Here is a 26373-nt window from a genome sequence, read left to right on the forward strand (position 1 = left end):
CGCCGTTTTTCATGCTGGGCAGAACAGCCCTGCGTTTACTGCTCCGCCGTTCACTTTTGCCGCCGTTTACTTTTCTACTTGCGTCACATCGCGCACCGCGCCGGTATCTGCGCTGGTGGTCATCGCGGCGTAGGCGCGCAGCGCCGGACTGACCACGCGGTCGCGGCCCTGCGGCTTCCAGGCGTCGCGGCCCTTGGCTTCCATCGCCGCGCGCCGCGCCGCCAGCGTTTCATCGCTGACCGCCAAGCGGATGGAACGGCCCGGGATATCGATCTCGATGCGGTCGCCCTCTTCCACCAGACCGATGGCGCCGCCCTCCGCGGCCTCCGGCGACACATGGCCGATGGACAGGCCGGAGGTGCCTCCGGAGAAGCGGCCATCGGTCAGCAAAGCGCAGTCCTTGCCCAAGCCCTTGGATTTCAGATAGCTGGTGGGATATAGCATTTCCTGCATGCCAGGACCGCCCTTGGGGCCTTCGTAGCGAATCACCACCACGTCGCCGGCCACGATGCGGTCGGCCAGGATGGCCTCCACTGCCGCGTCCTGGCTTTCAAAGATGCGGGCGCGCCCGTTGAATTTGAGAATGGAGTCGTCCACGCCGGCGGTTTTAACAATGCAACCGCGTTCGGCGATATTGCCGGCCAGCACCGCCAGGCCGCCATCCTGGGAGTAAGCGTGCTCACGGTCGCGAATGCAGCCTTCGGCGCGGTCGTCGTCCACGGTCGGGTAGCGCATGGATTGCGAGAAGGCGATGGTGGTGGGCACGCCGCCCGGCGCCGCGCGGTAGAAACGCCGCGCCTCGCTGTCTTCGCCGTGGCGGCGGATATCCCAGGCTTCCAGCGCTTCGCCCAGCGTGGCGCTGTGCACGGTGGGCACCTCGCGGCGGATCAGGCCGGCGCGGTCCAGCTCAGCCAGGATGGCCACCACGCCGCCGGCGCGGTGCACGTCTTCCATATGGTATTTCTGGGTGGCCGGCGCCACCTTGGCCAGACACGGCACCGAGCGCGAGATGCGGTCGATGTCCGCCATTTTGAAGTCCACGCCGGCTTCCTGCGCCGCCGCCAGCAGGTGCAGCACGGTATTGGTGGAACCACCCATGGCCACATCCAGGCTCATCGCGTTCTCGAACGCGGCCTTGGTGGCGATGGCGCGCGGCAGCAGGCTGGCGTCGTCCTGCTCGTAATGGCGCTTGGTGATGTCCACGATCAGCCGGCCGGCGCGCAGGAACAATTCCTTGCGGTCCGCGTGCGTGGCCACCAGGCTGCCGTTGCCGGGCAGGGAGAGACCCAGCGCCTCGGTCAGGCAGTTCATGGAGTTGGCGGTGAACATGCCGGAGCAGGAGCCGCAGGTGGGACAGGCGGAGCGCTCCACGCGCTCTACATCCTCGTTGGACACCGCACTGTTGGCGGCCTCCACCATCGCGTCCACCAGATCCAGCTTGCGGATGTCGTTGCCCCACTGCACCTTGCCCGCTTCCATCGGGCCGCCGGAGACGAACACCACCGGGATGTTCAGGCGCATGGCCGCCATCAGCATGCCGGGGGTGATCTTGTCGCAGTTGGAGATGCACACCAGCGCGTCGGCGCAGTGGGCATTGACCATGTATTCCACGCTGTCGGCGATCAGGTCGCGGCTGGGCAAGCTGTAGAGCATGCCGCCGTGGCCCATGGCGATGCCGTCGTCGATGGCGATGGTGTTGAACTCCTTGGCCACGCCGCCGGCGCGTTCGATTTCCCGCGCTACCAGTTGGCCCATATTGTGCAGATGCACGTGACCGGGCACGAACTGGGTGAAGCTGTTGGCGATGGCGATGATGGGTTTGCCGAAGTCGTCGTCCTTCATGCCGGTGGCGCGCCATAGGGCGCGGGCACCCGCCATATTGCGGCCGGCGGTGGAAGTGCGGGAGCGGTATTGGGGCATTGCTGATTCCTTAATCTCTACATGGGCGGAAAGGCGCTCCAGGCCCGGTTTGGCTTAAAACCAGGCCGCCTGGCTCCGGGTGCCGGGGAGCTCAAGGCAAAAATGCGCCGGGCGGCGGGTGGGCCGCGCGACGCGTGGGAACGCTTTCCCATATAATCCGTCCACATTCTTTTACCGCAAACGCACACGGCTGACAAATGATCATTCATCCGCAGTTCGACCCCGTGGCCATCCAATTGGGCCCGCTGGCCATTCACTGGTACGGCCTGATGTATTTGCTGGGCTTCGCCAGCTTCCTGATTCTGGGCAACTACCGCATCAAGCGCGGCCACGCCTTCTTGACCTCCCAACTGCTGGACGATCTGCTGATGTACGGCGCCGTCGGCGTGGTGCTGGGCGGCCGCCTGGGCGAAGTGCTGTTCTACCAGCCCGGCTATTATCTTAGCCACCCGCTGGAGATTCTGATGGTGTGGAAGGGCGGCATGTCCTTCCACGGCGGCTTCATCGGCGTGCTGATCGGCGTGGCGCTGTTCGCGCGCAAACACGGCCGCAGCTTCTGGGAAGTCACCGACTTCATCGCGCCGCTGGTGCCGCTGGGCCTGGCCGCCGGCCGCATCGGCAACTTCATCAACGGCGAACTATGGGGCCGGGTGGCCGATCCCAAGCTGCCGTGGGCGATGCTGTTCCCGCAGGCCAAGATGGACGATCTGATCCAGGCGCAACAGTCCTCCGACCTGATGGTGACCCTGCTCCAGTACGGCGGCCTGCCGCGCCACCCGTCGCAGCTCTACGAGTTCGCGCTGGAAGGCCTGGCGCTGTTTGCCTTGCTGTGGTGCTTTAGCGCCAAGACACGCGTCCGGGGCCAGGTGTCGGCGCTGTTCCTGATCGGCTACGGCCTGGCGCGCTTCGGCAGCGAATTCTTCCGCACCCCGGACGCCGGCATCTTCGGCCAGTCCGACGTGATCAGCATGGGCCAATGGCTGAGCCTGCCTATGATCGTGATCGGCCTGGCGCTGTTCTACCTGTTCGGCAAGCGCAAGGCGGCCTGAGCCGGGCTAGGCTAGAATGCTTGCTATACGCGGCGGTTTTTAGTCCGCCGCTTCAAGGCCAGTCTTCTGACTGGCCTTTTTGAATCCCTAGCCTTTGCGGCTTTTCGTCCGCAATAGAGGAAAACACTGCCATGACCGCCATCAAACTGACGCTGGCCGGCGCGCTGCTGGCCGCCGCCACCCTGGCCAACGCCGCCCAGACCGTGCTCAAAGTCTCCGCCATTCCAGACGAATCTCCCACCGAGTTGCAGCGCAAGTTCGCGCCGCTGGGCCAATACCTGGAAAAAGAGCTGGGCATGAAGGTGCAGTTCGTGCCGGTGTCGGACTACGCCGGCGTGGTCACCGCGCTGACCTCGGACAAGCTGGACCTGGCCTGGCTGGGCGGCTTCACCTATGTGCAGGCCAGCCAACGCGGCAAGGTGGTTCCGCTGGTGCAGCGCGAGGAGGACAGCAAGTTCACCTCAACCTTCATCACCAGCGGCCCAGCCAAGAGCCTGAAGGAGCTGAAGGGCGACAGCTTCGCCTTCGGCTCGGCCTCCTCCACCTCCGGCCATCTGATGCCGCGCTATTTCATGCAGAAGGACGGCATCAAGCCGGAAAGCTTCTTCAAGAACGTCGCCTATTCCGGCGCCCACGACGCCACCGTGGCCTGGGTGGCCGCCGGCAAGGTGGAGGCCGGCGTATTGAACAGCTCCGTGTGGCAAAAGCTGGTGGAAAGCAAGAAGGTGGATAGCGCCAAAGTGCGCGTAATCGCCACCACCCCACCCTACTACGACTACAACTGGACGGTGCGCGGCAGCATGGACAAGGGTTTGCAGGACAAAATCCGCCAGGCCTTCCTCAAGCTGGACGCCAAGAATCCTGAACAGAAAGCCGTGCTGGATTTACAGCGCGCCAGCCGCTTCATTCCCACCAAGCCGGACAATTATCAGGGCATAGAAGCCGCCGCCACGGCCGCCGGGCTGCTGAAGTGAGCCTGGAGTTCCACGACGCAGGCCTGAAGCTGGACGGCGCCGTCATCCTGCGCGGTATAACGCTGCGCCTGGCCGCCGGCGAGCAAGCGGCCTTGATCGGGCCGTCCGGCGCCGGCAAGAGTTCGCTGCTGCTGCTGGCCAACACCGGCCTGCGCCCGGACGCCGGCGAGGTCCGGCTGCTGGGCGCCAACCCCTGGCGCCTGCCGCGCCGCGCCCTGCGCGCCTTGCGCGCGCGCATCGGCAGTATCTATCAGACGCCGCCGCTGCCTCCGCGCCAGCGGGTGATCCATGCGGTGGCGGCCGGCAGGCTGGGCCATAGCGGCGAACTGGCGGCCCTGCTCCGGCTGCTGTGGCCGGACGACGCCGCCGGCGTCGCCGCCGAACTGGAACGGCTGGGCCTGTCCGACAAACTGTGGCAGCGCTGCGACCAGCTGTCCGGCGGCCAGCGCCAGCGCGTCGGCATCGCCCGCGCGCTGTACCAGCGCCCGGAACTTTTGCTGGCCGACGAACCCGTGTCGGCGTTGGACCCCAGGCTGGCCGACGACACCATTCGCCTGCTGTGCGAGGACGCCCGCGCGCGCCGCGCCGCGCTTCTGGTCAGCCTGCACTCGGTGCAACTGGCCTTGGAGCACTTCCCGCGCATCATCGGCCTGCGCGACGGCGCGATCGCCTTCGACTTGCCGCGCGAACAGGTCGACTCCGCGCTGCTGACCGAACTCTACTCCGGCGACTCGCCTGACGCGGCGATGGAAGCGGCCGCGCCCGCCACCGCGCTCAGAGGCCTGCAATGCTGAAACCGCGCGACCCGGCCGCGCGCGCGCGGCTAGGCTGGCTGCTGCTGACTCTGGCGCTGCTTCTACCCACGCTGCCGCTGACTCAGTTCACGCTGGCCACCTTGCTCAACGGCGACACCTGGCTCAGCCTGGCGCGCTTCGCCACCGGCTTTCTGCCACCGGCCCACGACGGCGACTTCCTGAAAGAAGTCGTGAGGGAAACCGTCGTCACGCTGGCGGTAGCCAGCGCCGGCCTGGTCCTGGCCATGCTGCTGGGCGCGCCGTTGGCCTTCGCCACCAGCCGCGCGCTGGACGATCATCAACTCACCGCCTCCCCGCCGCGCCGCGCGGTCTTGGCCGCGCAAAGCCTGCTGCGCGGGCTGATGGTGTGGCTGCGCGGCGTGCCGGACATCGTCTGGGCGCTGCTCTTCGTCCGCGCCGCCGGCCTGGGCAGCCTGCCGGCGGTATTGGCGCTGGGCCTGGCTTACGGCGGCATGCTGGGCAAGGTCTACGCGGAAATTCTGGAATCCCAGCCGCGCGCGCCGGCGCAGGCTCTGGCGGCCGCCGGCGCCAGCCGCTGGCAACGCTTGTGCTGGGCGCTGTGGCCGCAAGCGCTGCCGGAATTGATCAGCTATAGCGTCTACCGCTGGGAATGCGCGATTCGCGCGTCGGCCGTGATGGGTTTCGTCGGCGCCGGCGGCATCGGCCAGTTGCTGGACAGCAGCCTGAAAATGCTCAACGGCGGCGAGGTAGGCACGCTGCTCTTGGTGTTCCTGCTCCTAGTGGGTTTGAGCGAAGGCGTCAGCCGCTGGTCGCGGCGCGCTTTGGAACGCGACGGCGGCGGCCGCCTGTTGCTGGCCGGCGGCGCGCTGGCCGCCTTCAGTCTTTGCTGGCTATGGCCGGACTGGCGAGCCAACGGTTTCGACTGGCGCGGCCTGCCGCGCTTCGCCATGGAATTCCTGCCGCCGGACTTCTCCCCCGCCGCTTTGAGGCAACTGGGTCAGGGCGTGGTGGAGACCTTGGCGATGTCGGCGCTGGGCACGGTGCTGGCGGCCCTTCTAGCCATGCCGCTGGCCTTGCCGGCGGCCGGCCGGCTGGGCGTCGCAGCCAAGAGCGCGACGCGTCTGTTGTTGAACATGCTGCGCGGCATACCGGACCTGCTGTGGGCGGCGCTGGCGGTGTTGGCGCTGGGCCTGGGGCCGGCCGCCGGCGTGCTGGCGCTGGCGATGCATACCGCCGGCGTGTTGGGCCGCTTGTTTGCGGAAACCCTGGAAAACGCGCCGCCGCAGGCGGAACAGGCGCTGCTCCACGCCGGAGCCGGCCGCGCGGTCGCCTTCTGCTACGGGCCCTTGCCCATGGTCGCCAGCCAATGGCTGGCGTACACCTTGTACCGCTGGGAAAACAATATCCGCATCGCCACCGTGCTCGGCATCGTCGGCGCCGGCGGCCTGGGCCAGCAGCTGTATCTGGCGCTGTCGCTGTTCCAGCAGCAGGCCGCCGCCGCCGTCATCCTGGCGATGGTGGCGCTGTCCTGGGGCGTGGAACAGCTGAGCCGCGCGCTGCGCCGGCGCCTGGGCTGAGAGCCTGTTCAAAGTCTCGCGAGCAAAGACGAGACAAGGCGAAAACAAGGGAAAATGCGGAATGTACTCGTTCTACACGAGCATTTTGAAAACTTGTACTCACCGTGCAACGCACCACGAAGCGCGGCAGACCTTGAACAGGTTCTGAGACGACGAACGGGGCGGCAGGCCTTAGCCTGCCGCCCCGTCCATTTTCATCCCATGCTTAATTGGCTTCCTTGCAGGCGACCAATCCACACACAAACATCGCGAAACCCGCGAACCCCAGCGCCTTGGCCACCAAGAACGGCCACTCCGGCGTGCCGCCATTGCTGCCGGACGCGCCAAAGCCCGCCAGCATCAAACCCAACCAGGCCAAGCCCCCGGAGGCCAGCAAAGCGCAGACCGCCCCGCCATACCATGCTCTCTTGCTCATCACGGTTCTCCTCTTCCCACGCTTTTGAATCTTCTTATTGTTCACATCCGCCCCGCCAACAGCCCTGCCAGGCACAGCAGCCAGCACAGGCCGGTCGCCAGTAAAAATCCGCGCAGCAAGCGGGCCATGCCGCGCTGCCTTGCCTCCAGCGAGCGGCCGGCCAAGTCGCGCCCAAACAGCCGTGACAAGGCCAGGTCCAGCTCCTCAAGAGTGCCAGCCGAATCCACGGCCTGCAACAAGGCCGCGTCCAATTGCAGACGCCAGCCCAGCCAGGCTTGCCATAAAGCGACAGCAGCGCACAACGGCAGCCATAAGGCCGGCGCCGGCGTCAGCGCCGACAAGGCCAGCAAGCCCCAACTAGGCCAGCACAGCCAGCGGCAGGAAGCCAGAACCGCGGCGCTCAGCCGCGCTTGCGCAAGATCAGACGTCACAAGGGCTCCAATCGCGCGCACAGGCGCGCCAGTTCCTCACATTGCGCATCGCTCAGCTCCACGCGCTGGCGGCGTTGCCTCAGCAGCGCGCGCGCCTGCTCCACCGAGCCCGCGCGTCCGCTGAGCACCATCCAAGCCAGCAACACTGCCGCGCTGCGTGTCAGGCCCAAAGCGCAATGCACCAGCAACGGCCCGCGCTGGCCGGCCCGCAATCGATCCAGGGCCTGTACCGCCAGCCGCAATTGAGCCGGCGTCGGCAGCAGCAGATCCAGCAAGGGCTGGCTATGGTATACCACGGCTCCGGCCGCCTGGCGGTCGTATTCCGCGGCCAAGTCCAGCACCGCGACGAAGCGGGCGTCGCGCGCCGCGCTGACCGGCCCCAGCCAAACGTCCTCTATCACCTCCTCCGCGCCCGGCAAGCGGCGCAGAAAATAAGCATGCGCCAGCCGCGCGGCCAGGCTGTAAGGCCACAGCAGCACACGCGCGGCGAAGCGGCGTCGGCCGGCGTGTTTTTGCAGCGCGACCGGACCCAGCCGCCAATAAGCCCACGCCAGCACGCTCAAGGCCAGCGCCGGCCAGGCCAGCAGCCAGCCCCAGCCGCCCAGCGCCGCCGCCAAAACCAGCAGCAACACGGCCCCTACCGCGTAACGCGCGCCCAAAACGCGGCTGCGGCCCGGCTCGGGCGAACGCCAGGACGGGGCCGTCGGCGCCGGCATCGGCCACAGATAGCAGACCAGCACCGCCAGCGCGAAACCGCTGGGCACATCCCAAAAATGATGCTGCCAGGTGGTCAGCACCGACACGCCGATCAAGGCGAACCAGCCATGCAGCAGCCAGAGCCAGCGCCGGGGCGTGTGCTGCCAGTAGCGCAGCCATAGCACCATCAACAGGCCGATATGCAGCGAAGGCGCCTGGTTGAACGGTTTGTCGAAACCCATCAGCAGGTCGAACAGTTGCCCGAAAACGCCGTCCAGCGGCGGGCGCTCAAAGCCGAAGCGCAGCGGGAACAGCAGAAAGCACAGGCAGGACAGCAGGGTGACCGCCAGCAGGCGCTTGGCGTGGGCGTTGAGTTCGGCGCGGCTGACGCACAGAAAGAGCGACAGGCCGTAGAGCAGGTCTATGCTCCAATACGGCACGATGGTCCACGGCCACAGCGGGATGGCCCGCTCCCAGGCCATCGCCACATTGCCCACCCGCTCCGGCGGCAGGCCGGCCGCGTATTGATTGGCCGCGCCGTAGAGCAGGAAGAAGCTGGGCCCCAACAGCAACAGCCATAGACAGGCCAGCCGCCAAGGACGGCCGGCGGCGGCCGGCGCGCTCACGCCTCGGCCTCGGCCAGCGGCTGTGGCCGCTCCGTTGCGGCGTCGGCGCGGCGTCGCGCCAGGCTGACGCTGAAGATGCCCCATTCGTCGATGCGCTGCTCCAGCTTCTCGAAGCCGGCGTCGGCCACCAGTTGGTCCATTTCCTGCTGAGTGCGCCGGCGCATGATCCAGTCCGCGCCGCCGCGATGGCTGCTCAGCGTGCGCGCGATCAGTTCCAGCTGCGGGTGCCAGGGCTGGTTGGTGTAGACCAGATAGCCGCCGGGCGGCACCGCATCGGCCAGGCCGGCCAGCGATTGGCGGATGGGTTCGTTTTCGGGAAACAGCTCATAGAGGCCGGACACCACCGCCAGCGTCGGCACCGGCTGCAGCGCGGCCAGGCTGGCGCGGTCAAAGGCGTTGCCCTGGTCGAAACGCGCCACCGCTTCCAGGCCGCGTTCAGCGATCAAGCGTCGGCCGGCGCCGACGTTGATGTCGCTGTAATCGCGCAGCTGTACATGTTCCACCGGCTGGCCGGCCACGGCGTCCAGAATGTAACGGCCATGACCGGCGGCGATGTCCAACAGGCGCAGCGGCCGGCCATCGACGCGCAGGCGGCTCATCGCCGCGGCGATCAGCTCCTCCAGGTTCAGCTTGCGCTGGCGTATCCCCTTCCAGCCCACGCTGTCCAGGTAGGCGCGGTCGCCCAAGCGGCCCAGCGGGCTGAAGCCGGACGCCTGGTTGCGGTAAACGTAATCCAGGGTGCTACCGGAATCGAAACCGGTGCGCCAGCCCAGGCGTATGCCGGCGGACAGGAGGCCCAGCGTGGCCAGGGTCAGCCGGGTCAGCGCAAACTGCCAGCGCAACGGCGACAGCCAGGAGCGCGGCTGCTGCAGTTGCTGGTATTCCAGCGCGGTATAGCCGGCGGCGTCGGCGCGGCTCAGGTCCACCGCCGGCGCGCCGGCCTCCACTCGTTGGATGAAGGCGCGAATCTTGTCCAGCGCCGACGCGCGGTCGCGCTCGCCCAAGGTGTCGTGGTAGAAGCCCGGCAGCAGGTGCATTTCCTTCAGGGGGCTGCCCAGTTTCTGGAAGAACTCGCGCTGCGGCCCCTGGTGCACGACGAAGTCAGCGCCCGACATCAACAACTGGGTCGGCAGCGTGATGGCGCCGGCGTCGGCGACGATGCGTTCGGCGGTGTCGTACAAGTCCAGCAGGATGTTGGAGGAAATCGGCCGGGTGATCAGCGGGTCGCTGTTGTAGGACGCGATGCGCTCCGGATCATGAGTCAGGAAGCGCGCCTTGACATAGGAGTTGACGAAGAAATTGCCCCTCAGCCGCTGCATCAGCCGAAGGCCGGCCCGGGCTAAGGGCACGTAGAGTTTGACCTTGAAGGCCGGCGAGGCCAGCACCAGCGCGCGCACGCGCGGCGCGTAGTCGTGCGCCCAGGCGGCCGCCAGCACCGCGCCCACGCTCTGAGCGATCACCACGATCTCCTCCGTCGCCAGGCCGTGGCGCTGGCACAGATGGCGGATGAAGCAGTCCAGGTCGCGCACCGTGGCGCCCAGGCTGGGGCTGTAGCCGCGCGGCCCCTCGTTGCGGCCGTGACCGCGCGCGTCCCAGGCGAACATCGGCGTATCCGTCAGCTGCAACTCGTCCACCAGGTGCTGCAGGCGGCCGGAATGTTCGTGGCCGCGGTGCAGCAGCACGATGGCGCGCGGCCGCGCGCCGGGAGTCAGCGCCGGCCAATGCCGATAAAACAGGGTTTGACCGTCAAAACTGACAAACTGCGATTCTTCGGCTTGGCGCATGCTCTGGCTCCTTTCAAGCCTCCTGCTCCGCCGGCGCGGCGGGCAGGGTTTTTTGCTTCAAGTACAACAGCGATTCGCGGATACGGTCGCGGAAAGCAGTTTTCTCTTCCAGCCACTGCAGCGGCCGGCCAATGGCGATGTCGACGAAGAAGGGCACCGGCAGCCATTGGCCGCGCCCCATCGCCCGGCCCAGGCCGTGCAGATAGACCGGCACCACCGGCACGTCGGGGAAATCGCGGCTCAGATACCAGATGCCGGACTTGATCTCGGACAGCACCTCGGGTTCGCCGCGAGAGCCTTCCGGAAACAGGATCAGAATCCGTCCCTGGCGCAGCGCCTCGCGGCAACCCTCCAACGGGTCCAGGCCCTTGGCCACGCCACCGCGCACCACCGGGATAATGCCCACCACCTGGGTGGCGAACCAGGCGAACAGACGGTTTTTCAGGAAGTAGTCCGCCGCCGCCGCCGGCTGCACCTCGGGGATGCGCCCCAGCGGAAACAGGCTGTACAGCGCCAGGATGTCCAGGTGGCTATTGTGGTTGGCCACCACGATGGCCGGGCCGTTCAGCGGCAGCCGCTCCTGATGACGCACCGTCACCCCCAACCACAATCGCACCACCGGCCGGGCCAGCAGCAACACAAACAGAATGCGCAGCAATCGGCTCATCATCGGCTCAGAAGTACAAGTAGTGGACATAGTGGAAGAACAGCGGCGCGGTATAGGTCAGCGAATCCAGCCGGTCCAGCACCCCGCCGTGGCCGGGCAGCAGGCGGCCGGAGTCCTTGACTCCGATGTCGCGCTTCACCGCGGAAATCACGATGTCGCCGATGAAGCCCATCACCCCGATCAACAAACCGGCCAAGGCCGCGTGCAGCGGCGAGAACGGCGTCAGCAGCGGCCCCAGCAGCCAGCCCAGCAGGCAGGTGGTCAGCGCCCCGCCCAGGAAGCCCTCCAGCGTCTTGTTGGGCGATACCTTGGGCGCCACCTTGCGCCGGCCGAAGGCCTTGCCCCACAAGTATTGCGCCACGTCGTTGAGCTGAGTCAGCGCCACCAGGTAGAACAGCAACATCGCGCCCTGGGCCGGTTCGCCGATATGGGTCAGCTGCGGCAGGGTCAACACGGCGGCCATATGGCTCAGGCAGAACACGCAAATCATCAGCCCCCATTGCAGCGAGGCGGCCGCCTTGAGGAAGCCCTGGGTCTCGCCGATCAGCACCATGCGCATCGGCAGGAACAGAAAGATGTAAACCGGGATGAAGATGATGAACATGCCGTACCAGTGAATGCCCAGCCAGTAATACTGCAGCGGGATGCTCAGATAAGCCCAGAACAGCACCACGTGATCGGCGGTGCGGGTGGCGCACAGCGTCAGGTATTCCTTCAGCGCCAGGAAGCTGATCAGCGCGAACACCACCAGCGCCAGCGGCACATTGCCCAGCAAGGTCAGCGAGAAGCAGGCGACGATCCACCACCAGGTGCGGATGCGCAGCTTCAACTCCAGCCAGTTCTTTTGCGGCGATCGGCTTTCCAGCACGCGGACGGCGACGCTGGCGATCACCAACAACGCGAATACGGCGCCCAGCGCCCAGATCAATGCTTGCGGCAACAGCGGTTTAAACATGCTCGCCCTCTTTCAAAATGGCCCGCGCCCGGTTGACGCAGGTCAGCGCCATCAAGGCGGCGCTCAATCCAAACACCCAGCCGCCCCAGGCCGCCGCCTGCGGCCACAGGCCCAGCAGCAGCGCGTAGGCGCCGTACACAAAGGCGCGGTCGCTCTTGCCCATCGGGCCGTCGTAGCGCCGCGTGCCGCCCAGGCTGGGGCCCAGCACGCCGACGAACTCGGTCAGCAAGGCCAGCACCACCGCCAGCGCCACCCAGGCCGGCTCCGCCAACAAGAAGGCGAACGGCAGGTAGAGCGCGGCGTCGGACACCACGTCGCCCACTTCGTTGAGAATGCCGCCCAGCCGGGACTTCTGACCGTGCTCGCGCGCCAGCATGCCATCGATGGCGTTCAAGGCCATGCGCAGGAACAGGAATACGGGTAACAGCAGCCACGGCAAGGCCCGCTCCGGCAGGGTGGCCAGCCAGCCGCCGTAGGCTATGGAAGCCAGCATGGCGCCGAGCGTGACGTGGTTGGCGGTGACGCCAAGGGAAACCAGGCCGCGCAGCAAGGGGCGCAGCAGGTCCTGAAAACGGGATTTGAGTTGATAGATGCTGGGCATTTCGGCTTCGGCTCGTCTGCTTCGTCCCGACGCGCTTTCGCGCCAGTCATCACAGTCGTCAAGAAAAGTTGCAAATCCGTCGACGCGTCCGCCAATGGGCAACGCACGGAAACCGCGATTATGCCGATTGCAGAAAAGCGCGGCAAAGGAAATTGTTTGGCAACCCTACCTCGAACAAAAATATCGGCCCGCCGTCGCCACGGCCTCGATTTGGACAAGGCATTGTTCCGATGAGGAAAATCACACAATCAAAACAAATTAATATATAAGACTAATTTTTAATAATTTCCAAGAATTTGCCGAATGCCTTAGCATCAGCCCATCGCATGTCATGGGCTTATCCATGGCAGGAAATTTCTCGGAATCACGATGCGCCGGCATCTTCTGAAAGCGCGCCGCCAGCCGGCGCGAACGAAACCCCCGGCGCGTCTTCAGACAAGGGGCATCATCATGAAACACGCCATCGCATTGGCCATCGCCTTGAGTACCGCCGCCACCGCCGCTTGGGCCGACCGTCTGGATGACATCAAGAAAGCCGGCGTGTTGCGCGTCGCCGCCTTCGACAGCAATCCGCCATTCGGCTTTCTCGACGCCAAGACTCGCCAGATTTCCGGCCTGGACGTGGACGTGGCCCAGCACATCGCCAAGAAGCTGGGCGTCAAACTCAGCCTGATCCCCACCAATCCGGCCAACCGCGTGCCGCTCTTGGTGTCCGGCAAGGCGGATCTGGTCGCCGCCAACTTCACCGTCACCGACGAGCGCAAGAAGCAAGTGGCGTTCAGCCTGCCCTACTTCGCCTCCGGTCAGCAGTTCATCGCCCGCAAGGGTTCGCTGCAAAAGCCGGAGCAACTGGCCGGACTGCGCGTGGGCGTGGACAAGGGCACCACTCAGGAGGTGAACCTGCGCGACAAATACCCGAAGACCACCGTGGTGGCCTATGACGACACCCCGCTGGCCTTCACCGCGCTGCGCAACGGCAACGTCCAGGCCATCAGCCAGGACGGCTCCAAGCTGGCCGCCTTGCTGGCCAACGCGCCGGACAAGGCCAAGTTCGAACTGGCGCCGTTCACCCTGACCCGCGAATACCAGGCCATCGGCCTGCCCAAGGGCGAAGCGCGTCTGCTGAAAGCGGTGAACGACAGCCTGCTGGAATTGGAAAAATCCGGCCAGGCCGCCAAGATCTACAACCAGTGGTTCGGGCCGGCCACCAAGGCGCCGCTGCCCAGGGACTTCAAGATCGGCGAAGCCAGCTAAGACCCGCTAACAAAACCCCTGATCCTGCGTTGCGCCTCCTTGTCGTACTACGGGTACTGCCTGTGTCGGCGCGCCTTGGCTCAGGTTCTCCGCGAGGTTTTCTTAGCGGCTCTAAGAACCGGTTTACGATCTGCTGCGTGTCGGCGATACGGCGTTGAAAACGGCTTCATCATGCTCACGTACCACTCGTACATTCCGCTTTTTCGCTCGTTTTCGCCTTGTCTCGCCTTAGCTCGCGAGATCGTAAACAGACTCTAAGACGGCGCGTTTTCCCATCCGTATCCCAAGCCGCCGGGCGCGCCCGGCGGTTTCGCCATTTGAAGCGCCGCCGGCGCCGAATGGCGGCCTTATCGAAATACAGGACAGCAAGCAATGAATCCCCCCTCCTGGCTTGGCCACCACTGGCTGGAACCCCACTACCTGGGCTGGCTGCTCAAGGGCGCGCTGCTCACCGGCTGGCTGGCTCTGCTGGTCTGCGTCGCCGCCACCGCGCTAGGCATGCTGCTGACCGCGGCGCTGGAATCGCGCTGGCGCGCCTTGAGCCACGCCGCCGGCCTCTGGGTCAGTCTGCATCGCAACACGCCGCTGATGGTGCAGCTGCTGCTGTGGTATTTCGGCGTGGCCGGCCTGCTGCCGGAAACCGCCATGCTGTGGCTGAATACGCCGCGCAGCCTGCCCTTGCCGGGCGGCTTGACGCTGCCATGGCCGTCCTTCGAATTCCTGGCCGCGCTGGTGGGGCTAACCCTTTATAGCGCCAGCTTCATCTGCGGCGAACTACAAGCCGGGCTGCGCGGCGTCGCCGCCGGCCAGCGCCAGGCGGCGCGCGCGCTGGGCATGAACGGCTGGCAGGAATTCCGCTGGGTGGTCCTGCCGCAAGCCTGGGCGCTGGCGCGCAGTCCCTTGGTCGGCCAATACACCGCGGTGGTGAAGAACACTTCCTTGGCGATGGCCATAGGCGTGGCGGAGTTGTCCTATACCTCGCGCCAGGTGGAAACCGAAACCCTGCTCGCCTTCCAGGCCTTCGCCGTGGCCACCGCCGCCTATCTGCTGCTGGTGCTGTTGACTCAGGCGCTGAGCCAGCGCGGCGAGCCGGCATGGAGGGCGCCGCAATGATGCCGCCGGTGATTCAGGACAATCTCGATTATCTGCTGTGGGGTAACCTGACCAACGGCGAGCCCGGCGGCCTGCTGCTGACCCTGGCCATCAGCGCCGCCGCGGGCGTGCTGGCCAGCCTGCTGGGCCTGGCCGGCGGCATCGCCCTGGTCATGTGCGGGCCCGGCCCGCGCCGCACGCTGGCCACGCTGGTGGCGCTGCTGCGCGCCATCCCGGTGCTGATGCTGATCTTCTGGTGCTATTTCCTGCTACCCATCCTGTTTGGGGTGGACATCCCCGGCGTACTCACCGTGGTGTTGGCGCTGGCGCTGATCAACGCGGCCTATCTGAGCCAGTCGGTGCAGGCCGGCATCGCCGCCATCGGCCCCGGGCAATGGGCGGCAGGGCTGTCGCTGGGACTGGACCGCTGGCAGACGCTGCGGCTGATCGTGCTGCCGCAAGCGCTGCGCATGATGCTGCCCTCCTTCGTCAATCAGTGGATCACCCTGATCAAGGACAGCTCGCTCGCCTATGTGGTGGGCGTGGCCGAATTCACCTTCGTCGCCACTCAGGTCAACAACCGCGAGCAGGTCTACCCTTTGGAGATCTTCGCCTTCATCGCGCTGGCTTACTTTGTGGTCTGCGGCGGCCTGCAACTGCTGGGCCGCTGGAGCGACAGGCGCTGGAGTCTGCCGGCCAGGGCCTGAGAACCTGTTTACGATCTGCTGCGCGTCGGCGATACGGCGTTGAAACCGAGCTCAAAATGCTCATGTACCACGGTACATTCCGCTTTTTCGCTCGTTTTCGCCTTGTCTCGCCTTGGCTCGCGAGATCGTAAACACGTTCTTAGCGGGTCTTAATTCAAATGCTGACGGAAGAAACGCTCCATCGCGCCATAGGCGTCAAAGCGGTTTTCCTCGTTGCGGAAACCATGGCCCTCATTGTCCTTGACCATGTATTCCACTTCCACGCCGCGCTTCTGCAGCGCCTTGACGATCTGATTGGATTCGTCGATGTTGACGCGCGGGTCCTTGGCCCCCTGCAACACCAGCAGCGGAGTCTTGATGCGGTCCACCTGGAACACCGGCGAGCGTTCGCGCATCATCGCCTTGTCCTTGACCGGATCGCCCACCATCTCGTGCATCATGTCCAGCATCGGCTTCCAGTACGGCGGTATGGTGTTCATGAAGGTGAATAGATTGGACACCCCCACGTAATCCACCGCGCAGCGATACAAATCCGGCGTCTTAGTGATGCCCGCCAGCGTGGCGTAACCGCCGTAGCTGCCGCCGTAGATGCAGACGCGCTTCGGATCCGCCACGCCCTGCTTGACCAGCCAGTCCACGCCGTCGCTGACGTCGTCCTGCATGGTGCCGCCCCATTGTTTGAACGAGGCCTGCCAGAAATCACGGCCATAGCCGGTGGAGCCGCGGAAGTTCATCTGTAGCACCGCCCAGCCGCGATTGGCGAAGAACTGCACCTCGGGGTTGAAGCGCCAGCTGTCGCGCGCCCATGGCCCGCCGTGCGGATTAATGATTACCGGCAGCCCCTTGGCGTCCTCCTTGCCCTTGGGCAGGGTCAGGTAGCCGTTGATAGTCAAACCGTCGCGGCTGCGGTACTGCACCGGCCGCATCGTAGCCATCTCGCTTTCCTTCAGCCAGGGCGTGATCTCGGCCAGCAGCTCCAGTTTGTCTCCGGCCTCGTCGTACAGATAGCGCTTGCCCTGGGTACGGTCGTTCCAGGCCGCCACGATGAAACGGTTCTCCGCGCGGTTGGCGGACTGGATATCCACCTGGTAGCCGGGCAGCCGCGCCTCCAGCCTAGCAAGCAGGGCCTCGCTCTTCTCATCTAGGCATTGCCGGCCCGGCTTGTCGGTTTCGAAGCGGGCGCAGGTGATCACTTTGCGCTTGCGGGAAAAGCCCAGGCCGTCGACGTCCACGTCGTCGCGGTGATAGATCTGCTTCACTTCCTTGCCGGTCTTGGGATCGAATTCGACGATGGCACTCTTATCGCGGCCCAGATTGCTGGCGGCGTAGAAACGCTGGTTGTCGAAAGTGAAGAACAAGGGATTGAAGCTGTCACGGAAGGAAGTGGTCATCAGCTTGCGGAAGGCGCCGCCCGGCTGGTCGCGATACAGCAGGGTGCTGTTGACGCCGTCCGTGGTGGTGGCGATGCGGATGCGGCCATTGTGATCAGTGCTCCAACTGGTGACATTGCCGGGGTTCTTCGCCTCCAGCGTCAACTTGCCGGTTTTCAGGTTCACCCGGTAAACGTCGAACACTTCCGGCTTGCGCTTGTTCAGGCCCACCAGCAATTCGTCATCCCGCTCAGTCAGTTCGTCGACGATCTCCGCGCGCACGCCGGGAAACGGCGTCAGATCGCGGCTCTTGCCGCTGACCAGGTCCACCGCGTATAGGTGGAAATTCTCATCCCCGCCATTATCCTTGCTGTAAACCAGCCGCTGATTGCCCTTCCAGAAATAACCCGACAGGTCGCGGTCCTTCACTTCGGTGACGCGCCGGTCCGGCTGCCCCGGCATGCGCACCACAATATTGCGCCGCGCCTCCCAAGGCGCCAGGAAAGCCACGCTCTTGCCATCCGGCGACAAGGTGAAATTGCTCTGCTCCGGATTACGGAAAAAGTCACGCAGCGGAATGTCCGCGGCGTAGGCCGCGCTGGACAACGCGGCGGCCAAGGCCAGGCTCGATACCCAAGTTTTCACGAGAACCCCTTGTCTGAAATGATCCCGATCCGGCGCGGCCGCGCTGGACCCCTGCGACAATATGCCACAAAAAATATCGATTCTCGAACCACTCCCCCCGTTGGCACCGCTTGATCCCGGTCAAGCCGCCGTGCAACAGCCCGTGCGTCCGCCGGGCCGGCGGGCGTAGCCTGTTTCGGTCTTGGACAATCAGGATAATCATCATGCACTTGCCGCTGCGCCTCGCCATCGTTTCCGCCTTCGCCGCCCTGCACCTCGGTCCGCACGCACACGCCATGCCGGCCGCGCCGGACTACGTCGACGACAGCCAATACCTATCCGCCGCGCGCCAACGCGTGCTGCCCCCGGACATCCCCTGGCAGGGGGACAGCCAGCGCTTCGCCGCCAAGGCGGACGACCCGTGGGCCACGCCGCTGGAGGCCAGCGGCTTCAAGCACACGCCCGCCTATCCGGAAACCATCGCCTACCTGAACAAGCTGGCCGCGGCCAAACCGGCGCTGCTCAAGCTGGGCCCGATGGCGGAAAAAACAGATCAAGGCCACGAGATGATGATGGCGGTGGTGTCCGCCGCCGCCGACAAATCGCCGCAAGGCCTGCGCGCCAGCGGCAAGCCGCTGATCTACGTGCAAGCCGGCATCCACCCAGGCGAAGCCAACGGCAAGGACGCCGGGCTGATGCTGATCCGTGATCTACTCATCCGCAACGACGCACTGCTGTCAAAGGTCAACCTGCTGTTCATCCCCACCGTCAACGTGGACGGCGACATGCGCTACGGCAAATACGGCCGCATCAACCAGAACGGGCCGGAACAGACCGGCTGGCGGGTCAACGGCCGCAACCTCAACCTGAACCGGGATTTCACCAAGCTGGACAGCCCGGAAATCCGCAACGTGGCGCGCGCGCTCAACGATTACCAGCCGGACTTCTTCATCGACACCCACAGCACGGACGGCGTCAACTACCAATACGACGTCACCTACTGCAACAACGGCCAAGGCTGGTCGCCCGAGTCCAGCCGCTGGATGGACCAGGTGATGACGCCCGAGGTCTATCGCGAACTGCGCCGCTACGGCCATGAGCCCAATGTCTGCATCTCGATGAACGACAACGAGAACCCCGACAAGGGCTATTACCCGTATTACAGCGATCTGGCGCGCTTCTCCAATCAGTACGCCGACGCCCGCGGCATCCCCGCCATCCTGGTGGAACTGCACGCGCTCAAGCCCTACAAGCAGCAAGTGCTGGGCAACTACGTGCTCTATCGCGCCATCTTCGACAGCGTGTCCCGCCATTACGACAGCCTGCGCGCCGCCATCGCCAAGGACCGCGCCGCGCGGCCGGACCCGGTGACGCTGACCTGGAAGGAAGCCGAGGGCAAACCCAAGCTGGTGGACTTCAAGGGCGTCAAGTTCGACAAGGTGCAATCTCCGATCACCGGCGACAAGATCGTGCGCTGGAGCAATCAGCCGCGCGACTACCGCCTGCCCATCACCCCGCTGACCGTGCCGGACCTCACCGCCGCGCGGCCCAAGGCCTATGTGGTGCCGACACAGTGGCACGAGGTGATCGCCCGGCTACGCGCTCACGGCATCCAGCTGCGCGAACTGAGCCGGCCGGAAACGCTGGACGTTACCGTCTACCGGCTGGACGATATCAAGCTGGGCACGCCGTTTGAGCCGGACCGCGAATCCGCCGACAAGATTCCCGGCTACGAAGGCCGCCTGCTGATAGACGGCAAGCCCAACCCCTTGCAGCGCAAAGTCACCTATCCGGCCGGCTCCGTGGTGGTGGACCCGCAACAACCCTTGGGCACGCTGGCGATGCTGCTGCTGGAACCGGCCAGCCCGGACTCCTTCCTGCACTGGGGCTTCTTCAACGCCAACCTCACCTCGGCGGAAGCGCCGGAAGCCTATGTGATGGAACCGATGGCGCGGCGCATGCTGGCGGAAAGCCCGGCCTTGCGTCAGGCCTTCCAGGCCAGGCTCAAGGACCCCAAGTTCGCCAAGGACCGCAACGCCCGGCTCAACTGGTTCTATGAGCAGACGCCGTTCGCCGACAGCAACCGCTTCCTCTATCCGGTGGGCATCGTGCGCTAAGCCCAGACCGCGCAAGCGGCCGCCGGCTTGTCTACACTAGAAAGATTCAAGCCGGCGGTCTCTTGGGCGGCGGCGCGACAATAACTCGCATCGGGCGGGGCGGGCAGCAGATCGTTTCCATGTTTGCAGCGGCGGACCGGCCAAGCCCGGCCGGTCAACGGCCGCAACCAGGAGAAACCCATGCACATCAAGGTTCTCGGCGCCGCCGCCTGCATTGGCCACCCCGGCCACACCACCAGTTTTCTGATTGACGAAGACACCCTGATAGATTGCGGCACCGGCGTGACCAGCTTGCGCGCGGACGAGATGCTGTCCATCCGCCAGGTGCTGCTCACCCACAGCCACGCCGACCACTGCGGCTGCCTGCCGCTGCTGGCCGACGTTCACGCCAGCCGCCGCGGCCCCGGCCTCACTGTCTACAGCCAGCAAGAAACCCTGGACGCGCTGCGCGCCCATCTGTTCAACGGCGAACTCTGGCCGGACTACACCCGCCAACCCAGCGTCGAACAGCCCTGGCTGCGGCTGCAAGCGGTGGAGCCCGGCTACGCGCTGCCGATAGGCGAAGGCCTGGCCACCGCGCTGCCGGCCAATCACAGCGTGCCGGCGCTGGGCTGGTTGATAGAAGGCAGCTGGCGCGCTCTCGCTTTCAGCGGCGACAGCGGCCCTTGCCCGGCTTTCTGGCAATGGGTGTCCAATGTGCCCTCGCTGACCGACGTGATCTGCGAATTGACCTACACCGACGAGCGCCAGGCCGAGGCCGCGCGCCAGGGCCATATGACGCCCTTGCTATTGCTACCCTTCCTGCCGCTGCTGCCGGCCAACACCCATCTTTGGATCAGCCACATCGACCCCGGCTGCCGCGAACACCTGCTGGAACAGCTGCGCTCCGAATACGCCAACGGCCTGCGCGTCTGCCCGCTGCGCGAAGGCATGCTGATCGAACTGTAGCCGCCGGAGGCCAAGACCATGCAAGGCTATCAACTCTCCTTCTTCACCCAGCAAGACCACTGCCACGACGGCCTGCCGCTGGCGGAGTGGATCGTACAACAGGCGCGGCGGATGGACATCCGCGGCGCCACGTTGTTCACCGCCAGTGAAGGCTACGGCCGCCACCGCCGGCTGCACTCCGTCCATTTCTTCGATCTGGCGGATCAGCCCGAGGAAGTCACGCTGGTGATCAGCGCCGACGAGGCCGAGCGGCTGCTGGCCGCGCTCGCCGCCGCCGGGGTCAAGGTGTTTTACGTGAAGACGCCGGTGGAGTTCGGCGTGTTGGGGGAGGAGGAATCGTAAAAACGATGCGCCAAGGGACAACGGATAAAACCAACCAGCCAGCGGGCGAGGGAGAAGCTGCGTCGATTCAAGCGCTCAAACGCTCCGGTAGAGGCTGGCGCTCTTCCTTCATCTGCTCGTATACGTCCTTTACCAATAAGACGATACCGTGCAAGGCCTTTTCCTGAGACCTGTCCAGATGCGACAGCAAGGGAAACTCGTCGCAGAGCCCAACATACTCCTCGTCTTCCGGCGACCAGAGCACTCGGTACGAGTAGTGTCTATAGTCCATCTTCTGCTCCTTTAACCTTCTCAAATAGCCTTCAGCACCTGCTTCACCTGGTACGCTTTCGCTTTGCCGTGGCCATTGTCTTGAATATTAACGCCTCCCGGAATCCCGGGAATCTTGTAGATATGATGGCTACCCTTGATTCGGCCCTTGCCAAACATGGCGTCGCACACGGCCACGAGTTCATCGAAGCTGAGGTTGCCCACCGACTACCTCATTTTCTCTATGGTTCTCTCGACGCTCATCGTTGACCTCTGCCAGCCAAGTATAGCTTGATGCTGGCACCCTCTCTCTAAGCCGTCAACCCGCCAAGATCATTGGAAAACAATACATTGCCGTCAGCTTGCCGACGTCCACGCCTCTGAAAATCACAGGAACTCGGTCAACGCCCAGCCAAGGAGCACAATGAAACAGGGCATGGCCCGCAAGCCATGCCCTGTTCCGCTTCGCCGCCGTTGAACACTCAGCGCGTCACGTCGAAGCCCGCGTCCTCCACCGCCGCCGCCAGTTCCTCCGGCGACACGATCTCCGCGTCGTACACCACCTTAGCCTGCTTAGCCTCCAGGCTGACTTCGGCCTCGCTGACGCCGGCCATGCCGCTAAGCACGCCGCTGACGCTTTTCACGCACCCCTGGCAGGTCATGCCATCCACTTTCATGATCAATTCGGACATTGCTTTCTCCTGAAAAAATTCAAAATTTCCCCACCCCGTGCTGCTGTGGTTTTAGAGCTTGTTCAATGTCTCGGAAGCGCAGCGGACATTGAACAGGCTCTTAGAACGTGTTTACGATCTCGCGAGCTCAGGCGAGACAAGGCGAAAACGGCTGAGAAAGCGGAATGTACAAGTGGTACATGAGCATTTCGAAGCGGTTTTTAACGCCGTATCGCCAACGCGCAGCAGATCGTAAACAGGTTCTTATTTCCAGCGCCGCAACAGCAGCGAGTTACTCACCACCGATACCGAACTCATCGCCATCGCCGCGCCGGCGATCACCGGGTTCAACATGCCCAGCGCCGCCAGCGGAATCCCCATCACGTTATAAATGAAGGCGAACAGCAGATTCTGCCGGATTTTGCGCAGGCTGGCGCGCGACAGCCGGATCGCGTCCACCGCGTGCATCAAGTCGCCGTGCATCAGGGTGATGTCGGCGGCTTCTATCGCCACGTCCGAGCCGGCGCCCATCGCCAGGCTGACGTCGGCGGCGGCCAGCGCCGGCGCATCGTTGACGCCGTCGCCCATCATCGCCACCTTGAAGCCCTGCGCCTGCCAACGCCGCACTTCCGCCGCCTTGTCCTGCGGCTTCACCTCGGCGCGGTAATCACGGATGCCCGCCTCCGCGGCGATGCCGGCGGCGGTGGCCGGGTTGTCGCCGGTCAGCATCGCCACCCGTATGCCCATCCGCTGCAACTGCGCCACCGCGTGGGCCGAGCTGGGACGGATGCGGTCGGCGATGGCCAGCAGGCCCAACAGCTCCTCGCCGCGCGCCACCGCCACCACGGTGTTTCCCGCCTGTTGCAAGGGCAAGGCGGCATTCAAGGCCTGCTCGCCCAGCCAGCCGGGCCCCCCCGCTCGCACCAAGCCATGGCCGGCCACGTCCGCCTGTACCCCCTGCCCCACCTGAGCGGCGAAGCCGCTGACCGGCAGCAAGCCCAAGCCCTGTCCTTGCGCCTGTTGCAGAATGGCGCGCGCCAGCGGGTGTTCCGATCCAGCCTCCACGCTGGCGGCCAGTTGCAGCACCAAGTCCGCGTCCGCCGCCAGCGGCAACACTTGTTTGACTTGTGGCTTGCCTTCGGTCAGGGTGCCGGTCTTGTCCACCAACAGCACCCCTACCTGGCTGGCCAGCTCCAGCGCGGTGGCGTTGCGGAACAAGATGCCGCGCCGCGCGCCGTTGCCCACGCCCACCATCACCGCCGTCGGCGTGGCCAGGCCCAGCGCGCACGGGCAGGCGATCACCAGCACCGCCACCGCGTGGATCAGCGCCGCCGGCCAATCCTGCAGCCACAGGCCGGTAATGATGAAGGTCAACAGGCTGATGCCCACCACCACCGGCACGAACACGCCGGAAATCACGTCCGCCAATTGCTGAATCGGCGCCTTGGAGCCCTGGGCCGCGCTCACCAGGCGCACAATCTCGGCCAACTGGGTATCCCCGCCCACGCCGGTGGCGCGCACCTTCAGCATGCCGTCCTGATTGCGGGTGGCGGCGTAGACGCTGTCGCCGACGCGCTTGGCCACCGGCAGGCTTTCGCCGGTCAACATGCTTTCATCCAGCGCCGCCTCGCCGTCCACCACCTCGCCGTCCACCGGCAAGGTTTCGCCGTGGCGCACCACAATCAGATCTCCCTGGCGCAGCGCGGTCACCGCCACCTCCTCCACCCGGCCGTCCTCACGCTCCACGCGGGCGGTCTTGGGCGCCAGCCGGATCAGTTCTTCGATCGCGGCCGAAGTTTTGCCCTTGGCGCGCGCCTCCAGCAGCTTGCCCAACAGCACCAGGGTGATCACCGAGGCGCTGGCTTCGAAATAAACATGCTGGTCTTCCAGGCCCAGCAAGGTCACAGCCGCCGACAACAACCAGGCCATGCTGGTGCCCAGGGCCACCAGCACGTCCATATTGGCGCCGCCGCCGCGCAGCGCCGCCCAAGCGCCCTTGTAGAAACGCCAACCGACGACAAATTGCACTGGCGTGGCCAAGGCCAACTGCCAGTAACGCGGCAGCCAGCCATGGTGGCCGCCGCTGAACATCGCCGCCATTTCAATAAGGAAGGGCAAGGTCAGCAAGGCTGAGAACGCGAACCACAACCGCTCGCGCCGGTAGCGGCTCGCATGCTCGGCGGCCAGCGAGTCGTCGCCCGGCCCGGCCTTGGCCGCGGCCTGATAACCGGCGCGGCTCACCGCGGCGATCAGCGCCGCCTCGTCGGCCAGGCCGGCCACATAATCGACGCGGGCGCTTTCGCTGGCGAAGTTGACCTGAGCGGACACGCCCGGCAGCCGGTTCAGCACCTTCTCGATGCGGCCGGCGCAGGCGGCGCAAGTCATGCCCTGGATGTCCAGCTCTGCCTGCCGGCGCGGTACGGCGAAACCGGTCTTGGCGATGGTGTCCACCAGCGTCTGCGGCGGGGTTTTGACCGGGTCGAACGAGACCTTGGCCGATTCGCTGGCGAAATTGACCGCCGCCTCCACCCCGTCCAGCCGGTTCAACTGTTTTTCAATCCTGGCGGCGCAGGCCGCGCAACTCATGCCCTCAATCGGCAAATCCACGGTGCTTGCTGTCATGATGACCTCCTGGGCTGAATTATATACCCCCATAGGGTATCAATGGCAAACCATTTTTTCGCGATTGTCACGGCGCCGGGCTTTACCGCGCCGGCGGCCGCGTGGTAACAAGAAAGGCTGAGAACCCTTGCAGGAAAACGCTATGCCCCTGAAACGCTACGGCGACGATTGCGCCTTGATCGTGGTGGACGTGCAAAACAGTTTTTGTCCCGGCGGCGAGCTGGCCGTGGCCGACGGCGATCAGATCGTGCCGCTGATCAACCACATGATGCAGTTCTTCAACCGGGTGATCCTGACCCAGGACTGGCACCCGGCCAAACATGTTTCCTTCGCCAGCCAACATCCCGGCAAACAGCCTTTCGACAGTATCCAGCTGCCTTATGGCGAGCAGACGCTGTGGCCGGACCATTGCGTGGCCGGCAGCCGCGGCGCCGAATTCCACCCGGAGCTGGACACCCATCTCGCGCAGTTGATCATTCGCAAGGGCTGCAACCCAGCACTGGACAGTTATTCCGCCTTCGTGGAAGCGGACCGCCAAACTCCCACCGGCCTGGCCGGCTATCTGGCCGAACGCGGCGTCAAGCGCGTGTGGCTGGCCGGGCTCGCCACGGACTACTGCGTAGCCTGGAGCGCGCTGGACGCGCGCGCCGCCGGCTTGGAAACCACGGTGGTGGACGATGCCTGCCGCGGCATCAATCTGAACGGGTCGCTCAGCAGCGCCTGGGCGCATATGCTGGCCGCCGGCGTACGGAGGCTGCGTTCGGACGAGGTGTAAGCAAGTCCAGCGCTGGCAGGCGTCGCAAGACCGCAAACCACCTTTTTGAACACAAGAAAACACTTAGAACGTATTTACAATCTCGCGAGCTAAGGCGAGACAAGGCGAAAACGACTGAGAAAGCGGAATGTACACACGGTACATAAGCATTTCGAAGCCGGTTTCAACGCCGTATCGCTGACGCGCAGCAGATCGTAAACAGGTTCTTTAGGAGAAGAAGTATGAAGCTATTCCAACACGCCCGCCTCTGGCTCGCCGCCGGCCTGCTGCTGGCCGGCTTGGCGCGCGCGGACGCGCCTCTGGTGCTGATGACGGACTTTGGCCTCAAGGATGGCGCGGTATCGGCGATGCGCGGCGTCGCCTACTCGGTGGACCCCAAACTGACCTTGTCCGACCTCACCCATGAAATCCCCGATTACGACATCTGGAGCGGCGCCTACCGGCTGTACCAGACCGCCAACTACTGGCCCAAGGGCACGGTGTTCGTGTCGGTGGTGGATCCGGGCGTCGGCACCGAACGCCAGTCCGTGGTACTGAAAACCCGGGACGGCCGCTATTTCGTCAACCCCAACAACGGCCTGCTGACCTTGATCGCCGAGCGCGACGGCGTGGCCGAGCTGCGCCGCATCGACGAGAAGACCAACCGCCTGCAAGGCTCGGCGGACTCCTACACCTTCCACGGCCGCGATGTTTACGCCTACACCGGCGCGCGGCTGGCCGCCGGCAAGATCCGCTTCGAGGAAGTGGGTCCGCCGCTGCCGGCCGCCGCCGTGGTCAAACTGCCGTATCAGCGCGCCGAAATCGCCGGCGAGCGGATCAAGGGCATGATCCCGGTACTGGACCCGCAATATGGCAATGTGTGGACCAATATCCCCAAAGCGCTGTTCGAAGCCCAGGGCTTCCGCCCCGGCGACACGGTAAAAGTGCGCATTTTCAAACAGGGCAAGCCGGTGGACGAAGTGGTGGCGCCCTACCGCCGCACCTTCGGCGAGGTGGCCAACGGCCAGCCGCTGGTCTATCTGAACAGCCTGCTGGACGTGTCGCTGGCGCTGAACATGGACAGCTACGCCGCCAAGCGCGGCATCGGTTCTGGACCAGACTGGTCGGTGGAGCTGAGCCGGCCCTAAGCTC

Annotated in this window: 25 protein-coding genes; 12 read left to right on the forward strand and 13 right to left on the reverse strand. The window is 65.1% G+C overall.

Annotated elements, in window-relative coordinates:
• Positions 1-66 precede the first annotated feature (66 nt).
• Positions 67-1920 (reverse strand): dihydroxy-acid dehydratase, encoded by a 1854-nt coding sequence (gene ilvD / locus GYH29_RS17565; RefSeq protein ID WP_019099970.1) that lies wholly within the window; start codon positions 1918-1920, stop codon positions 67-69.
• A 197-nt stretch (positions 1921-2117) separates the two neighbouring features.
• Between ilvD and lgt the strand changes: the two genes are divergently transcribed.
• The 4 genes from lgt (at position 2118) to phnE (ending at position 6296) form a co-directional block, all read left to right on the forward strand.
• Positions 2118-2969, forward strand: coding sequence for a prolipoprotein diacylglyceryl transferase (lgt, locus tag GYH29_RS17570; protein ID WP_161524190.1), 852 nt, complete (start codon positions 2118-2120; stop codon positions 2967-2969).
• 131 nt (positions 2970-3100) lie between these two features.
• The gene (locus tag GYH29_RS17575; RefSeq protein WP_161524191.1) at positions 3101-3943 is read left to right on the forward strand and encodes a putative selenate ABC transporter substrate-binding protein; all 843 of its coding nucleotides are present in this window, start codon (positions 3101-3103) and stop codon (positions 3941-3943) included.
• Complete coding sequence (locus GYH29_RS17580; RefSeq protein WP_161524192.1) at positions 3940-4737, forward strand: phosphonate ABC transporter ATP-binding protein; 798 nt, start codon at positions 3940-3942, stop codon at positions 4735-4737. The genes GYH29_RS17575 and GYH29_RS17580 overlap by 4 nt, the downstream gene beginning before the upstream one ends.
• On the forward strand, positions 4731-6296 hold the full coding sequence (gene phnE, locus GYH29_RS17585; RefSeq protein ID WP_043590937.1) for a phosphonate ABC transporter, permease protein PhnE: 1566 nt from the start codon (positions 4731-4733) through the stop codon (positions 6294-6296). The genes GYH29_RS17580 and phnE overlap by 7 nt, the downstream gene beginning before the upstream one ends.
• A gap of 205 nt (positions 6297-6501) precedes the next feature.
• Here phnE and GYH29_RS17590 read toward each other — a convergent pair whose 3' ends face one another.
• The 7 genes from GYH29_RS17590 to GYH29_RS17620 are packed head-to-tail and all read right to left on the reverse strand — an operon-like array spanning position 6502 to position 12471.
• On the reverse strand, positions 6502-6711 hold the full coding sequence (locus GYH29_RS17590) for a hypothetical protein (RefSeq protein WP_043590936.1): 210 nt from the start codon (positions 6709-6711) through the stop codon (positions 6502-6504).
• A 41-nt stretch (positions 6712-6752) separates the two neighbouring features.
• Positions 6753-7142, reverse strand: a complete 390-nt coding sequence (locus tag GYH29_RS17595) for a hypothetical protein (protein WP_019103062.1) — start codon at positions 7140-7142, stop codon at positions 6753-6755.
• Positions 7139-8464 carry a phosphatase PAP2/dual specificity phosphatase family protein gene (locus tag GYH29_RS17600; protein ID WP_198001594.1) on the reverse strand — a complete coding sequence of 442 codons (1326 nt, stop codon included), beginning with the start codon at positions 8462-8464 and terminating at the stop codon, positions 7139-7141. Before GYH29_RS17600 ends, GYH29_RS17595 begins: the two co-directional genes overlap by 4 nt.
• Positions 8461-10248: a bifunctional alpha/beta hydrolase/class I SAM-dependent methyltransferase gene (locus tag GYH29_RS17605; RefSeq protein WP_161524194.1), complete on the reverse strand. Its 1788-nt coding sequence runs from the start codon at positions 10246-10248 to the stop codon at positions 8461-8463. Before GYH29_RS17605 ends, GYH29_RS17600 begins: the two co-directional genes overlap by 4 nt.
• A 13-nt stretch (positions 10249-10261) precedes the next feature.
• On the reverse strand, positions 10262-10915 hold the full coding sequence (locus tag GYH29_RS17610) for a lysophospholipid acyltransferase family protein (protein ID WP_019102762.1): 654 nt from the start codon (positions 10913-10915) through the stop codon (positions 10262-10264).
• A 7-nt stretch (positions 10916-10922) separates the two neighbouring features.
• On the reverse strand, positions 10923-11870 hold the full coding sequence (locus GYH29_RS17615; protein WP_174243647.1) for a phosphatidate cytidylyltransferase: 948 nt from the start codon (positions 11868-11870) through the stop codon (positions 10923-10925).
• Positions 11863-12471 (reverse strand): CDP-alcohol phosphatidyltransferase family protein, encoded by a 609-nt coding sequence (locus GYH29_RS17620; RefSeq protein ID WP_043590935.1) that lies wholly within the window; start codon positions 12469-12471, stop codon positions 11863-11865. Before GYH29_RS17620 ends, GYH29_RS17615 begins: the two co-directional genes overlap by 8 nt.
• A 450-nt stretch (positions 12472-12921) precedes the next feature.
• Here GYH29_RS17620 and GYH29_RS17625 point away from each other — a divergent pair, with 450 nt between their 5' ends.
• From GYH29_RS17625 to GYH29_RS17635, 3 genes are all read left to right on the forward strand, one after another.
• Positions 12922-13725, forward strand: coding sequence for an ABC transporter substrate-binding protein (locus GYH29_RS17625; protein ID WP_019102759.1), 804 nt, complete (start codon positions 12922-12924; stop codon positions 13723-13725).
• A 372-nt stretch (positions 13726-14097) separates the two neighbouring features.
• Positions 14098-14838 (forward strand): amino acid ABC transporter permease, encoded by a 741-nt coding sequence (locus tag GYH29_RS17630; protein WP_161524195.1) that lies wholly within the window; start codon positions 14098-14100, stop codon positions 14836-14838.
• Entirely contained in the window at positions 14820-15524 is a 705-nt protein-coding gene (locus GYH29_RS17635; RefSeq protein WP_019102757.1) for an amino acid ABC transporter permease, read from the forward strand. Before GYH29_RS17630 ends, GYH29_RS17635 begins: the two co-directional genes overlap by 19 nt.
• Positions 15525-15673: 149 nt before the next feature.
• On the opposite strand, the gene GYH29_RS17640 is transcribed toward GYH29_RS17635, so the two are convergent.
• On the reverse strand, positions 15674-17539 hold the full coding sequence (locus GYH29_RS17640; protein WP_043590932.1) for a S9 family peptidase: 1866 nt from the start codon (positions 17537-17539) through the stop codon (positions 15674-15676).
• Positions 17540-17742: 203 nt separating this feature from the next.
• Between GYH29_RS17640 and GYH29_RS17645 the strand changes: the two genes are divergently transcribed.
• The 3 genes from GYH29_RS17645 to GYH29_RS17655 all read left to right on the forward strand — a co-directional run bounded on the left by GYH29_RS17645 (position 17743) and on the right by GYH29_RS17655 (position 20925).
• The gene (locus GYH29_RS17645; RefSeq protein ID WP_161524196.1) at positions 17743-19635 is read left to right on the forward strand and encodes a M14 family metallopeptidase; all 1893 of its coding nucleotides are present in this window, start codon (positions 17743-17745) and stop codon (positions 19633-19635) included.
• A 180-nt stretch (positions 19636-19815) separates the two neighbouring features.
• Entirely contained in the window at positions 19816-20583 is a 768-nt protein-coding gene (locus tag GYH29_RS17650; RefSeq protein WP_043590928.1) for a 3',5'-cyclic-nucleotide phosphodiesterase, read from the forward strand.
• An 18-nt stretch (positions 20584-20601) separates the two neighbouring features.
• Complete coding sequence (locus GYH29_RS17655) at positions 20602-20925, forward strand: DUF190 domain-containing protein (RefSeq protein ID WP_019102753.1); 324 nt, start codon at positions 20602-20604, stop codon at positions 20923-20925.
• A gap of 67 nt (positions 20926-20992) precedes the next feature.
• On the opposite strand, the gene GYH29_RS17660 is transcribed toward GYH29_RS17655, so the two are convergent.
• The 4 genes from GYH29_RS17660 to GYH29_RS17675 all read right to left on the reverse strand — a co-directional run bounded on the left by GYH29_RS17660 (position 20993) and on the right by GYH29_RS17675 (position 24467).
• Positions 20993-21196, reverse strand: coding sequence for a hypothetical protein (locus GYH29_RS17660; protein ID WP_019102752.1), 204 nt, complete (start codon positions 21194-21196; stop codon positions 20993-20995).
• A 20-nt stretch (positions 21197-21216) separates the two neighbouring features.
• A complete protein-coding gene (locus tag GYH29_RS17665; RefSeq protein WP_198001596.1) occupies positions 21217-21399 on the reverse strand; it encodes a type II toxin-antitoxin system HicA family toxin in 183 nt (60 codons plus the stop codon).
• A 257-nt stretch (positions 21400-21656) separates the two neighbouring features.
• Positions 21657-21866, reverse strand: a complete 210-nt coding sequence (locus GYH29_RS17670; protein ID WP_019102750.1) for a heavy-metal-associated domain-containing protein — start codon at positions 21864-21866, stop codon at positions 21657-21659.
• 243 nt (positions 21867-22109) lie between these two features.
• Positions 22110-24467, reverse strand: coding sequence for a heavy metal translocating P-type ATPase (locus tag GYH29_RS17675; RefSeq protein WP_161524197.1), 2358 nt, complete (start codon positions 24465-24467; stop codon positions 22110-22112).
• Between the two features lie 142 nt (positions 24468-24609).
• Between GYH29_RS17675 and pncA the strand changes: the two genes are divergently transcribed.
• Both pncA and GYH29_RS17685 read left to right on the forward strand, forming a co-directional pair.
• Positions 24610-25242 (forward strand): bifunctional nicotinamidase/pyrazinamidase, encoded by a 633-nt coding sequence (gene pncA, locus GYH29_RS17680; protein WP_019102748.1) that lies wholly within the window; start codon positions 24610-24612, stop codon positions 25240-25242.
• Between the two features lie 221 nt (positions 25243-25463).
• The gene (locus tag GYH29_RS17685) at positions 25464-26369 is read left to right on the forward strand and encodes an SAM hydrolase/SAM-dependent halogenase family protein (RefSeq protein ID WP_019102747.1); all 906 of its coding nucleotides are present in this window, start codon (positions 25464-25466) and stop codon (positions 26367-26369) included.
• Positions 26370-26373: the final 4 nt, after the last annotated feature.

The sequence above is a fragment of the Chromobacterium haemolyticum genome (assembly GCF_009936155.1).
Lineage (GTDB): Bacteria > Pseudomonadota > Gammaproteobacteria > Burkholderiales > Chromobacteriaceae > Chromobacterium > Chromobacterium haemolyticum.

Bases quoted from the DNA above. Each gene is read 5' to 3' on its own strand.
- ilvD (WP_019099970.1), bottom strand. From the start codon at position 1,920: ATGCCCCAATACCGCTCCCGCACTTCCACCGCCGGCCGCAATATGGCG.
- lgt (WP_161524190.1), top strand. From the start codon at position 2,118: ATGATCATTCATCCGCAGTTCGACCCCGTGGCCATCCAATTGGGCCCG.
- GYH29_RS17575 (WP_161524191.1), top strand. From the start codon at position 3,101: ATGACCGCCATCAAACTGACGCTGGCCGGCGCGCTGCTGGCCGCCGCC.
- phnE (WP_043590937.1), top strand. From the start codon at position 4,731: ATGCTGAAACCGCGCGACCCGGCCGCGCGCGCGCGGCTAGGCTGGCTG.
- GYH29_RS17590 (WP_043590936.1), bottom strand. From the start codon at position 6,711: ATGAGCAAGAGAGCATGGTATGGCGGGGCGGTCTGCGCTTTGCTGGCC.
- GYH29_RS17605 (WP_161524194.1), bottom strand. From the start codon at position 10,248: ATGCGCCAAGCCGAAGAATCGCAGTTTGTCAGTTTTGACGGTCAAACC.
- GYH29_RS17610 (WP_019102762.1), bottom strand. From the start codon at position 10,915: ATGAGCCGATTGCTGCGCATTCTGTTTGTGTTGCTGCTGGCCCGGCCG.
- GYH29_RS17615 (WP_174243647.1), bottom strand. From the start codon at position 11,870: ATGTTTAAACCGCTGTTGCCGCAAGCATTGATCTGGGCGCTGGGCGCC.
- GYH29_RS17620 (WP_043590935.1), bottom strand. From the start codon at position 12,471: ATGCCCAGCATCTATCAACTCAAATCCCGTTTTCAGGACCTGCTGCGC.
- GYH29_RS17625 (WP_019102759.1), top strand. From the start codon at position 12,922: ATGAAACACGCCATCGCATTGGCCATCGCCTTGAGTACCGCCGCCACC.
- GYH29_RS17630 (WP_161524195.1), top strand. From the start codon at position 14,098: ATGAATCCCCCCTCCTGGCTTGGCCACCACTGGCTGGAACCCCACTAC.
- GYH29_RS17635 (WP_019102757.1), top strand. From the start codon at position 14,820: ATGGAGGGCGCCGCAATGATGCCGCCGGTGATTCAGGACAATCTCGAT.
- GYH29_RS17645 (WP_161524196.1), top strand. From the start codon at position 17,743: ATGCACTTGCCGCTGCGCCTCGCCATCGTTTCCGCCTTCGCCGCCCTG.
- GYH29_RS17650 (WP_043590928.1), top strand. From the start codon at position 19,816: ATGCACATCAAGGTTCTCGGCGCCGCCGCCTGCATTGGCCACCCCGGC.
- GYH29_RS17655 (WP_019102753.1), top strand. From the start codon at position 20,602: ATGCAAGGCTATCAACTCTCCTTCTTCACCCAGCAAGACCACTGCCAC.
- GYH29_RS17660 (WP_019102752.1), bottom strand. From the start codon at position 21,196: ATGGACTATAGACACTACTCGTACCGAGTGCTCTGGTCGCCGGAAGAC.
- GYH29_RS17670 (WP_019102750.1), bottom strand. From the start codon at position 21,866: ATGTCCGAATTGATCATGAAAGTGGATGGCATGACCTGCCAGGGGTGC.
- GYH29_RS17675 (WP_161524197.1), bottom strand. From the start codon at position 24,467: ATGACAGCAAGCACCGTGGATTTGCCGATTGAGGGCATGAGTTGCGCG.
- pncA (WP_019102748.1), top strand. From the start codon at position 24,610: ATGCCCCTGAAACGCTACGGCGACGATTGCGCCTTGATCGTGGTGGAC.
- GYH29_RS17685 (WP_019102747.1), top strand. From the start codon at position 25,464: ATGAAGCTATTCCAACACGCCCGCCTCTGGCTCGCCGCCGGCCTGCTG.